General features: G+C 38.0%; 5 protein-coding genes, 1 tRNA gene, 1 rRNA gene, 1 other RNA gene and 3 pseudogenes. All 11 read left to right on the plus strand.

Annotated elements, in window-relative coordinates:
- Positions 1–19 precede the first annotated feature (19 nt).
- Complete coding sequence (locus ABLV90_RS05455; RefSeq protein WP_460872309.1) at positions 20–1,483, plus strand: glutamate synthase subunit beta; 1,464 nt, start codon at positions 20–22, stop codon at positions 1,481–1,483.
- 60 nt (positions 1,484–1,543) lie between these two features.
- Positions 1,544–1,636: transfer RNA gene (locus ABLV90_RS05460), tRNA-Ser, on the plus strand.
- 242 nt (positions 1,637–1,878) lie between these two features.
- Positions 1,879–3,307 (plus strand): annotated as a pseudogene (gene treP / locus ABLV90_RS05465) (PTS system trehalose-specific EIIBC component).
- Positions 3,308–3,397: 90 nt separating this feature from the next.
- A complete protein-coding gene (gene treC, locus ABLV90_RS05470) occupies positions 3,398–5,032 on the plus strand; it encodes an alpha,alpha-phosphotrehalase (RefSeq protein ID WP_427708319.1) in 1,635 nt (544 codons plus the stop codon).
- Positions 5,033–5,060: 28 nt separating this feature from the next.
- On the plus strand, positions 5,061–5,786 hold the full coding sequence (gene treR, locus ABLV90_RS05475; protein ID WP_427705510.1) for a trehalose operon repressor: 726 nt from the start codon (positions 5,061–5,063) through the stop codon (positions 5,784–5,786).
- Positions 5,787–5,895: 109 nt separating this feature from the next.
- Positions 5,896–6,166, plus strand: an RNA gene (gene ffs, locus ABLV90_RS05480) — signal recognition particle sRNA large type.
- A gap of 191 nt (positions 6,167–6,357) precedes the next feature.
- Positions 6,358–6,889: pseudogene (locus ABLV90_RS05485) on the plus strand (GNAT family N-acetyltransferase).
- Between the two features lie 59 nt (positions 6,890–6,948).
- A pseudogene (gene dnaX / locus ABLV90_RS05490) lies at positions 6,949–8,669 on the plus strand (DNA polymerase III subunit gamma/tau).
- An 86-nt stretch (positions 8,670–8,755) separates the two neighbouring features.
- A complete protein-coding gene (locus tag ABLV90_RS05495; protein ID WP_460872310.1) occupies positions 8,756–9,073 on the plus strand; it encodes a YbaB/EbfC family nucleoid-associated protein in 318 nt (105 codons plus the stop codon).
- Between the two features lie 4 nt (positions 9,074–9,077).
- The gene (gene recR, locus ABLV90_RS05500; protein ID WP_002505985.1) at positions 9,078–9,674 is read left to right on the plus strand and encodes a recombination mediator RecR; all 597 of its coding nucleotides are present in this window, start codon (positions 9,078–9,080) and stop codon (positions 9,672–9,674) included.
- Between the two features lie 539 nt (positions 9,675–10,213).
- Positions 10,214–11,766 (plus strand): 16S ribosomal RNA (locus ABLV90_RS05505).
- Positions 11,767–12,003: the final 237 nt, after the last annotated feature.

Consider the following 12,003-nt stretch of genomic DNA (forward strand, 5'->3'; position numbering starts at 1 on the left):
CCATAAAGGGGGATTTGTCATGGGCGAATTCAAAGGATTTATGAATTATGACAAACAACAATTAGATGAATTGTCATTGGTTGAACGTATAAGTAATCACGATGCCTTTCAACAGAGGTTTACTAAGGATGAAGCAGCAGAACAAGGTGCACGTTGTATGGATTGTGGGACACCATTTTGCCAAACGGGGGAACCTCATGGAAAAGAAACAATTGGTTGTCCAATTGGGAACTACATTCCGGAGTGGAACGATCTCGTTTATAGAAAAGATTTTAAAACAGCATATGAACGCTTGAGTGAGACAAATAACTTTCCAGAATTCACGGGTCGCGTTTGTCCCGCGCCTTGTGAACAATCGTGTGTGATGAAAATTAATCGTGAATCTGTTGCTATCAAAGGTATTGAACGTACGATTATTGATGAAGCTTATGAAAATGGCTGGGTCAAACCAACAAAGCCTGAGCAACGCCAATCCGAAACAGTAGCAATCGTCGGCAGTGGTCCAGCTGGGTTAACAGCGGCAGATGAACTAAATAAACTAGGATACAAAGTAACAGTATATGAACGTGCACATGAAGCGGGTGGGCTTCTAATGTATGGTATTCCTAATATGAAATTAGATAAGGATGTCGTGCGCCGTAGAATTGAAGTGATGAAACAATCAGGTATTGAATTTATGACAGATACAGAAATTGGTGTAGACGTAAGTCGTGATGAATTAAATGAACGACACGATGCAATTATACTTTGTACAGGTTCACAAAATGCGAGAGATTTACCATTAGAAGGACGCATGGGATTTGGAATTCACTTTGCAATGGATTACTTAACTGAACAAGGCCAATTTTTAAATGGAGAAATTAACGAACCTGAGATTTCAGCTAAAGGAAAAAATGTCATTGTAATTGGTGTTGGTGATACAGGTGCTGACTGTGTAGCGACAGCACTGCGTGAAAATTGTAAGTCTATCGTTCAATTTAATAAATACACAAAGCAACCAGAAGAGATTACATTTGATGAAAATACGTACTGGCCATTAGCAATGCCTGTGTTCAAGATGGATTATGCACACAAAGAATATGAGGCGCGTTTTGGTTTTGAACCACGTGCATATGGTGTACAAACGATGCGTTACGATGTTGATCGTATCGGCAATGTAAAAGGCGTTTATACTCAAATACTTGAAGAAACAGAAGATGGAATGGTCGTGGTGGATGGCACAGAACGTCACTGGCCAGCAGATCTAGTCTTATTGTCTATCGGTTTTGTCGGTACAGAAACGACCGTCCCTCATGCTTTTGATATTCAAACTAAACGTAATAAAATAGTGGCTGATAATAAAGATTTTAGAACGAATCAACCACACATATTTGCGGCGGGCGACGCGAGAAGAGGTCAAAGTCTTGTGGTCTGGGCTATTCAAGAAGGAAGGGCTGTCGCAGATTCAGTAGATGCTTACTTAAAAGAAAAAGCACTTGTATAGTGCTGAAATTTTAATTGACTTTTGAAACGGGCTATAATATTATAAATAATGTATTTATTTGGAGGAATACCCAAGCCCGGCTGAAGGGATCGGTCTTGAAAACCGACAGGGGCTTAACGGCCCGCGGGGGTTCGAATCCCTCTTCCTCCGCCATAATATTATAAAACTAAGACTAATAAATAGAGTAGGCAAGTAATCAATCATGTATTGAGTGCTTGTCTTTTTTATTTGCCGTTTTTAAGTTGTTTTGCATTAATTAAATGAATCTATTGAAAATATTATACAAAAACATGAAAATAACATTATTTTTTTAAATTAACATGAAAGCCTTTACAAAACTTGTCTATACAAGTTATACTTTCAGTGATGTTAAAAGAAAAAGGGAGTGAATCATCATGGCAGTTAAAAAGAAAGATGTGCAAGATATAGTCGAAGCTATTGGGGGCAAAGACAACTTGGACACAGCAACGCACTGTGTAACACGTTTGCGACTTGTCTTGAAAGATGATGATAAAGTAGATAAGGATCGATTGGGGGATAACGATTTAGTAAAAGGACAATTCAAAGCTGATAATCAGTATCAAATTGTCATTGGTCCAGGTACAGTCGATGAAGTTTACAAACAATTCATTGAAGAAACAGGTGTAGGTGAAGCGTCAAAAGACGACGCGAAAGCTGCAGCGGCTAAAAAGGGTAATCCGGTTCAAAGATTGATTAAATTGTTGGGAGACATATTTATTCCAATCTTACCGGCAATTGTTACTGCTGGTTTACTTATGGGGATTAATAATTTACTTACGATGGAAGGGCTATTTGGCCCTAAACCGTTAGTAGAACAATTTCCTCAACTTGGAGATATCTCTAATATTATCAATGTAATTGCAAGTACAGCATTCATATTCTTACCAAGCATTAATCGGTTGGAGTAGTATGCGTGTGTTTGGTGGGAGTCAAATACTTGGTCTAGTGCTAGGTTTAATTCTAATGAATCCACAACTAGCTTCACAATACGATATTGCTAGTGGTAATATTCCTACTTGGGATATTTTCGGTTTAGAAATTAAACAATTGAACTATGAAGGACAAGTATTGCCGATTTTACTTGTCGCGTATGTATTAGCTCAAATCGAGAAATTCTTAAATAAATATATTCATGATTCAATTAAAATGTTAGTTGTAGGGCCTGTGGCACTACTAATTACAGGTTTCTTAGCATTTATAGTTATTGGACCGGTTGCATTATGGCTTGGTACAGGAATTACAGAAGGCGTGACATTTGTCTTTGAACATGTCGGCTGGTTAGGTGGCGCACTTTATGGTTTGTTCTATGCACCACTCGTTATTACAGGTTTGCATCACATGTTCTTAGCGGTAGATTTCCAATTAATGGGAAGTAGCCTTGGCGGCACATACCTATGGCCGATTCTTGCAATCTCAAACATTTGTCAAGGTTCAGCGACATTTGGCGCATGGTTTGTCTATAGAAGACGTAAAATGGGCAAAGAACAGGGTCTTGCTATGACTTCAGGTATTTCAGGTTTCTTAGGTGTAACAGAACCAGCATTATTCGGGGTAAACTTACCACTAAAATACCCATTTATAGCAGCAATTTCAACATCTTGTGTGATAGGTGGTATTATAGGTGCAAGTCGTGTGCTTGGTAGTGTAGGCGTAGGCGGCGTGCCGCCTATTATTTCTATCCAAAAGGATTTCTGGTTAATTTATGCTATTTGTACCCTTTTAGCAATTGTCGTACCAGCAATTTTAACTGTTGTTCTATCAAGATTTAGTAAAGAAGAAACAAAAGAAATGGTTGAAAAATAATTCAAGTTATATAGATAAGTACAATTAAACTCGCTAAAATTGATTAGCGAGTTTCTTTTTAAAATAGTAAAAGAAAAGGCGGTAATTGTTATGGCACATAATGATTGGAGAAAATCAGTTGTTTATCAAATTTATCCAAAATCATTTAATGATACAACAGGCAGTGGAGAAGGTGATTTACAAGGTATTATTGAAAAACTAGATTATTTACAATATCTAGGTGTGGATTACATTTGGTTAACGCCAGTATATGAATCACCAATGAACGATAACGGCTATGATATTAGTAACTATTACAAAATCAATGAAAAATTTGGAACAATAGAAGATCTTGAAACATTAGTAAGTGAAGCACATAAGCGTGATTTAAAAGTTATGATGGATATTGTAATTAATCATACCTCTACAAAACATGAATGGTTTAAGCAAGCGTATGCAGATAAAGAAAGTGCCTATAGGGATTATTACTTCTTTAGACGATCAGCAGATAATCAACCACCAACAAACTGGGAGTCAAAATTTGGCGGCAATGCGTGGAAATACGATGAAAAAACAGAAGAATATTATTTGCACCTATTCGACGTTACACAAGCTGATTTAAATTGGGATAATCCTGAGGTGCGAGACGCTTTATATGACATTGTTAACCACTGGATTAGTTTTGGTGTAGATGGCTTTAGATTTGATGTGCTTAATTTGATTTCTAAAGGTGAGTTTAAAGACTCTGAAAAAATCGGTAAAGAGTTTTATACAGATGGACCACGCGTACATGAATACGTACATGAAATGAATCGTCGTACGTTTGGAGACAAAGATATAATGACAGTTGGTGAAATGTCCTCAACTACAATAGATCATTGTATTAAATATACGAATACTAAGCGCCAAGAATTAAGTAGTGTCTTTAATTTCCATCATTTAAAAGTAGACTATGCTGATGGTGAAAAATGGACGAATGCTAAATTAGATTTCCATAAATTAAAAGATATACTTATGGAATGGCAACTCGGTATTTATGAAGGTGGCGGTTGGAACGCAATATTTTGGTGTAACCATGACCAGCCTCGTGTCGTTTCGCGTTTTGGTGATGACTCGTCTGAACCAATGCGTAAACAAAGTGCTAAGATGTTAGCTACTGTACTGCATATGTTACAAGGCACGCCTTACATTTTCCAAGGTGAAGAAATCGGTATGACAAATCCGGGTTTTGAAACAATTGACCAGTATCGTGATGTTGAATCTTTAAATGCTTATCAAAATATGAAAGGTGCAGGTTATAAAGAAGAAGAAATCATTACGATATTAGGACAAAAATCTCGCGACACTTCAAGAACACCAGTTCAATGGACTGATACAGAGCATGCGGGCTTTACTACAGGCACACCATGGATTGATATTCCAAATAATTTTGATAAAATCAATGTTGAAGCGGCGATTAAAGATGAAGCATCTATATTGCACACTTATAGACATTTGATTCACTTACGTCATGAACACGATATTATTACGTATGGGAGTATAGAACCTTTATATATGGAGCATAATGAGTTATTTGTTTATAAACGTCATTATAATGATGAAACGTGGCTTGTTATTGCAAATTTTTCAAATGAACAAGTAGCGATTCCAGAAGATTTAGCTATTGAGGGAGAAATTATTATCCAACAGGGTGAAGCAACAAATGAATTAATTTATGGATTTGGCGCAATAGTAATTGCACAATAATTTAGAAAAGGGCAGTGAGTGAGCGCGCATGACACAGAAAAAATTTATTACGATATATGAAACAATACGTACAGACATCATAGAGTCACGCATATCGTATGGCACTCAATTGCCATCAGAGCATGAGTTAGTAGAAACCTATAGTGCCTCTCGTGAAACAGTACGTAAAGCACTGAACTTATTAGTGAGAGACGGTATGATTCAAAAGATTCGCGGTAAAGGTTCGATTGTAATCTATCAAGGCTTAACAGAGTTTCCTTTTGCAGATTTAACCAGCTTCAGAGAAGTTCAACAAGGATTAGGGCTGCGACATGAAACTGACGTCAAAGTGTTTGAAAAGATAACTGCAGGTGAAGTTCCGAAAGTACAAAAGGCATTGAATGTTCGCCACGGAACAGTATTGTGGCATGTTGTTCGAATTAGGAAAATAGAAAATAGAGTAAAGATTATAGATGAAGACTACTTAATAGAAGCAATTGTTCCGAACCTTACTACGGAGATTGCAAAAGCATCACTATATGAGTATATAGAAGATGTATTAGGTTTAGAAATTAGTTACTCTAATAAGTCGATTACTTTTGAGGCCTTCGGAGAAATAGAACGAGAAATATTTGGCGATGTAGTTCCGCCATATACAGCAACAGTTCGAGGCATTGTACATTTGAAAGATACTACAATATTCCAATATAATGTTTCGAAACACTTAGCCACAGAGTTTAAATTCAATGATTTTTCTAGACGCCATAAAAGGTGAAATACTTTATCGTAAAAATGACTATAATGTGAATTATATAATGAAGATATAGTATCTAGGATAGGTTATACTTGCAATCAGTTGTTAAATTATAGTATGATATATTTTGCCGTGCTAAGTGGGGAGGTAGCGGTTCCCTGTACTCGAAATCCGCTTTACGCGAGACTGAATTCCTTTGCTAAGGGTGTGTTTTTGTGAAGTCTGCCCAAAGCACGTAGTGTTTGAAGATCTCGGTCCTATGCAATATGAACCCACGAACCATGTCAGGTCCTGACGGAAGCGAGCATTAAGTGGATTATCGTATGTGCCGTAGGGTTGCCGAGATTTAGCTAACGACTTTGGTTACGTTTGTGATACACATTCGAAGTGAAGGTGCACGGTTTTAAATTTTTAAATAATGAAATAAACTTATATAAATACTGAGCGACGTATCTTTTGATAGCAGTCGCTCTTTTTTTATATTAAAATATAAGGAATACTTTGATAGGATATTGGTATCGTTTAATACTTGTCACAAAGCCGATGTTGTTAAGTCAAAGGTTGAAATTTAAACGTCATAAGGGGGATGTCGATGCAAATATACTTAAGTACTTTAACTGAAAATGATTATGATACAAGTTTGGAAACAATAAAATCTGCGTTTGAAGATGTCGCTGAGTCACAGCATGATGAGCAAGCGTTAGTTGTGAAATTGAGAGAAACTTTAGAATATAACTATGAACTAGAAGTTGTCGCGAAAAATGATGATGGTGAAGTGATTGGTCATATTATGTTATCAGAAATCCACATCCTTAATGAAGAAACAAGTTTTACTGCATTAGCATTAGCGCCACTATCTGTTTTACCGAGCATATAGAAACATGGGGTTGGGAAAAGCACTAGTGCAAGCAGCAGAAGAGCGAGCAAAAGCGCAAGGTTATACTACCATTATTGTTTTAGGAGCTTCGGGATATTATGGCAAATTAGGTTATGAAGAAGCGGAGCAATACAATATATATAGTCCATTTGATTTACCTTCAAAAAATTTTATGGTCAAATTCCTTTGGGAACAACTAACAGAGCAACCTAATGGCAAAGTGGTTTATCCAGAATCTTTTAATTGATATTCAAAGTATAAAGTACAATGCTATAATAGTTGATGAATGCTATTGGAGGTGCGAAAGTGAATTATCAAGCTTTATATAGAATGTTCCGACCGCAAAGCTTTGAAGATGTTGTGGGTCAGGAGCATGTAACTAAGACACTACGTAATGCGATTGCTAAAAGTAAACAATCCCATGCTTATATATTTAGCGGACCTAGAGGGACAGGTAAAACGAGTATTGCTAAAGTGTTCGCAAAAGCCATAAACTGTCTTGAACGTACCGATGGTGAACCTTGTAATGAATGTGCAATATGTAAGGGTATCACGCGAGGAACGAATTCAGACGTCATTGAAATTGATGCTCGCAAGTAATAACGGTGTAGATGAGATAAGAAATATTAGAGATAAAGTTAAATATGCACCTAGTGAATCGAAATTCAAAGTATATATTATAGATGAGGTACACATGCTAACAACAGGTGCTTTTAACGCGTTACTTAAAACGTTAGAAGAGCCACCAAGCACATGCAATATTTATATTAGCGACGACAGAACCTCACAAAATACCTCCGACAATTATTTCAAGATCACAAAGGTTTGATTTTAAAGCAATTAGTGAAGATGAAATTGTTGAACGCTTAAAGTTTGTAGCGGACTCACAAGAAATAGAATACGATACAGCCGCGTTAGAATTTATTGCGAAGGCATCAGAAGGTGGTATGCGTGATGCGTTAAGTATTATGGATCAAGCCATTGCTTTTGGAGATGAGCATCTCACGTTACAAGATGCGCTGAACGTAACCGGTAGTGTAGATGCCAGTGCTTTAAATGAATTGCTTAAAGAAGTAGTTCAAGGTGATGTAAAAAGCGCTTTTTCAACTTATCATCAATTCATATCACAAGGTAAAGAAGTCAATCGTTTGATTAACGATATGATTTACTTTGTGAGAGATACGATTATGAATAAGACTTCTAATGTAGAAACTGAATATGATGCATTAATGCATTTTGATTTAGATGTTCTTTACAAAATGATTGATATCATCAATGATACACTCGTTTCGATTCGATTCAGTGTAAACCAAAGTGTTCATTTCGAAGTATTACTAGTTAAAATCGCTGAAATGATAAAAGAAAAACCCGAGAGTGTTCAAACTGTAGCGACTACAGGTATTGCAACTGAACCTAATAATGATGTGCTGTTGCAAAGAATGGAACAGTTAGAAAGTGAATTGAAGACAATAAAAGCGCAAGGTGTGACGACTAGCAACACGCCTCAACAGACTAAACGAACTACCAACAAAGGTGGACAGTCTAAGAATGCTTTTTCTATGCAACAAATTGCTAAAGTATTAGACAAAGCCAATAAAGATGATATTAAGCAATTGAAAGACCATTGGGAAGAGGTTATTAATCATGCGAAAGGCAATGATATGAAATCATTAGTGAGCCTCTTGCAAAATTCTGAACCTGTTGTCGCAAGTGAAACGCATGTTCTGATTAAGTTTGAAGAAGAAATACACTGCGAAATTGTTAATAAAGATGATGAAAAACGGGAAAATATTGAGAATGTTGTTTGTAAAATCATCGATAAAACAGTCAAAGTTGTAGGTGTACCTGCCGATCAATGGATGAGAGTTAGAACAGAGTATCTACAAAATAGAAAGAGTAGTACCACAACAGAAGGTGAAAGTGATAACCAAGCTTCTACTCCAGAAGTAGCGGAAGAAGTTGACGTTGTTCAAAAAGCTAAAGATTTATTTGGTGAGAGTACTGTAAATGTAATAGATGAAGAGTGATACATGACAATGAATAAAAAGGCATGTATAATGAGACGAAAGAATAACCATAAAAATGATATAGAAGATTCAAGGAGGAAAAATTTATGCGCGGTGGCGGAAATATGCAACAGATGATGAAACAAATGCAAAAAATGCAAAAGAAAATGGGCGAAGAGCAAGAGAAATTAAAAGAGGAGAAAGTCCAAGGTACAGTCGGCGGTGGCATGGTAACTGTAACAGTATCAGGCCATAAAGAAGTACTAGATGTAGAAATAAAAGAAGAAGCGGTAGATCCAGACGACGTTGAAATGTTACAAGACTTAGTGATTGTCGCAACGAATGAAGCAATGAATAAAGCTGATGAACTTACACAAGAACGCTTAGGCAAGCACACTCAAGGCTTAAACATTCCTGGAATGTGATCATATGCACTATCCTGAACCGATTTCAAAACTTATTGACAGTTTCATGAAACTGCCAGGCATTGGGCCGAAGACCGCTCAACGTCTGGCGTTTCATGTATTAGATATGAAAGAAGACGATGTTGTCCAATTTGCCAAATCTTTAGTGGATGTTAAACGAGAACTTACCTATTGTAGTGAATGCGGACATATAACTGAACAAGATCCATGTTACATTTGCCAAGATAAACAGAGAGATCGCACAATTATTTGTGTAGTTGAAGATGATAAAGATGTCATTGCTATGGAGAAGATGCGTGAATATAAAGGTTTATATCACGTCTTACATGGCTCTATTTCTCCAATGGATGGTATTGGACCAGAGGATATTAATATACCGAGTTTAATTAATCGTTTGAAAGATGAAGAAGTTAAAGAGCTTATCTTAGCGATGAACCCAAACCTAGAAGGTGAATCTACAGCGATGTATATCTCGAGGTTAGTAAAACCAATTGGTGTTACTGTAACGAGATTAGCTCAAGGTCTTTCTGTAGGTGGCGATTTAGAATACGCTGATGAAGTTACATTGTCGAAAGCGATTATGGGCCGAACAGAGATGTAGTACGCTATTAAACATATATATGAACGATTAAAGCTACCTATATAGGTAGCTTTAATTATTTGTAAATAAAATTAAAAAGATGTAAAAGAATTTAAAGTACGCGTAATAAGCGTTTTTCAAGTGTTTATAGGTAGTTTTTAGATGCTTATTATCTACAAAGCGAACTTTAAATAAGAAGGAGATATTAAAGTATGTTTATTGGTGTTCGAAGGCTGTTGTGAGCGGGTTAAAGTGTAAATTTTATAGTTGTTAAAAGGTTTTGATGCGTGTATAGTATTACTAGTAGAGCGAAACAACAAGTCAAACACAACAAACACAAAAAAGAAATACGAAACACAACGAAAATTAATTTTAAAAAGTTCTTGACTTTCTGAGTCATAACCTGTAGAATTAAGTCTTGTGATTAAGAAATGAACATTGAAAACTGAATTGCAATATGTCAACGTTAATTCCGAACGCAACATTAAATTGTTGGTTCAAACGTGTTAGAGATAACACACAAATTAGTATTTTATGAGCTAATCAAACATCATAATTCATTTATGGAGAGTTTGATCCTGGCTCAGGATGAACGCCGGCGGCGTGCCTAATACATGCAAGTCGAGCGAACGGATAAGGAGCTTGCTCCTTTGAAGTTAGCGGCGGACGGGTGAGTAACACGTGGGTAACCTACCTATAAGACTGGAATAACTTCGGGAAACCGGAGCTAATGCCGGATAACATTTGGAACCGCATGGTTCTAAAGTAAAAGATGGTTTTGCTATCACTTATAGATGGACCCGCGCCGTATTAGCTAGTTGGTAAGGTAACGGCTTACCAAGGCAACGATACGTAGCCGACCTGAGAGGGTGATCGGCCACACTGGAACTGAGACACGGTCCAGACTCCTACGGGAGGCAGCAGTAGGGAATCTTCCGCAATGGACGAAAGTCTGACGGAGCAACGCCGCGTGAGTGATGAAGGTTTTCGGATCGTAAAACTCTGTTATTAGGGAAGAACAAATGCGTAAGTAACTGTGCGCATCTTGACGGTACCTAATCAGAAAGCCACGGCTAACTACGTGCCAGCAGCCGCGGTAATACGTAGGTGGCAAGCGTTATCCGGAATTATTGGGCGTAAAGCGCGCGTAGGCGGTTTCTTAAGTCTGATGTGAAAGCCCACGGCTCAACCGTGGAGGGTCATTGGAAACTGGGAAACTTGAGTACAGAAGAGGAAAGTGGAATTCCATGTGTAGCGGTGAAATGCGCAGAGATATGGAGGAACACCAGTGGCGAAGGCGACTTTCTGGTCTGTAACTGACGCTGATGTGCGAAAGCGTGGGGATCAAACAGGATTAGATACCCTGGTAGTCCACGCCGTAAACGATGAGTGCTAAGTGTTAGGGGGTTTCCGCCCCTTAGTGCTACAGCTAACGCATTAAGCACTCCGCCTGGGGAGTACGACCGCAAGGTTGAAACTCAAAGGAATTGACGGGGACCCGCACAAGCGGTGGAGCATGTGGTTTAATTCGAAGCAACGCGAAGAACCTTACCAAATCTTGACATCCTTTGAAAACTCTAGAGATAGAGCCTTCCCCTTCGGGGGACAAAGTGACAGGTGGTGCATGGTTGTCGTCAGCTCGTGTCGTGAGATGTTGGGTTAAGTCCCGCAACGAGCGCAACCCTTAAACTTAGTTGCCAGCATTTAGTTGGGCACTCTAGGTTGACTGCCGGTGACAAACCGGAGGAAGGTGGGGATGACGTCAAATCATCATGCCCCTTATGATTTGGGCTACACACGTGCTACAATGGACAATACAAAGGGCAGCTAAACCGCGAGGTCATGCAAATCCCATAAAGTTGTTCTCAGTTCGGATTGTAGTCTGCAACTCGACTACATGAAGCTGGAATCGCTAGTAATCGTAGATCAGCATGCTACGGTGAATACGTTCCCGGGTCTTGTACACACCGCCCGTCACACCACGAGAGTTTGTAACACCCGAAGCCGGTGGAGTAACCATTTATGGAGCTAGCCGTCGAAGGTGGGACAAATGATTGGGGTGAAGTCGTAACAAGGTAGCCGTATCGGAAGGTGCGGTCGGATCACCTCCTTTCTAAGGATATATTCGGAACATCTTCCTTGAGAAGATGAAGAGGAATGACATTGACATATTGCATTCAGTTTTGAATGCTCATTACGAGTATTCATTGCGTTATTTTGTACATTGAAAACTAGATATGTAAGTAAAATTTATGATTTTACCAAGCAAAACCGAGTGAATTAGAGTTTTAAAAAGCTTGAATTCAAAAAAATAGAAATAATCGCTAGTGTTCGAAAGAACACTCACAGA

Origin of the sequence: Staphylococcus sp. 2S1 (assembly GCF_046721335.1) — a bacterium.
Classification (GTDB): Bacteria; Bacillota; Bacilli; order Staphylococcales; family Staphylococcaceae; genus Staphylococcus; species Staphylococcus equorum_A.

Excerpts from the sequence above, each read along its gene's own strand:
- treR (WP_427705510.1), top strand. The coding sequence starts at position 5,061 with ATGACACAGAAAAAATTTATTACGATATATGAAACAATACGTACAGAC.
- recR (WP_002505985.1), top strand. The coding sequence starts at position 9,078 with ATGCACTATCCTGAACCGATTTCAAAACTTATTGACAGTTTCATGAAA.
- ABLV90_RS05455 (WP_460872309.1), top strand. The coding sequence starts at position 20 with ATGGGCGAATTCAAAGGATTTATGAATTATGACAAACAACAATTAGAT.
- treC (WP_427708319.1), top strand. The coding sequence starts at position 3,398 with ATGGCACATAATGATTGGAGAAAATCAGTTGTTTATCAAATTTATCCA.
- ABLV90_RS05495 (WP_460872310.1), top strand. The coding sequence starts at position 8,756 with ATGCGCGGTGGCGGAAATATGCAACAGATGATGAAACAAATGCAAAAA.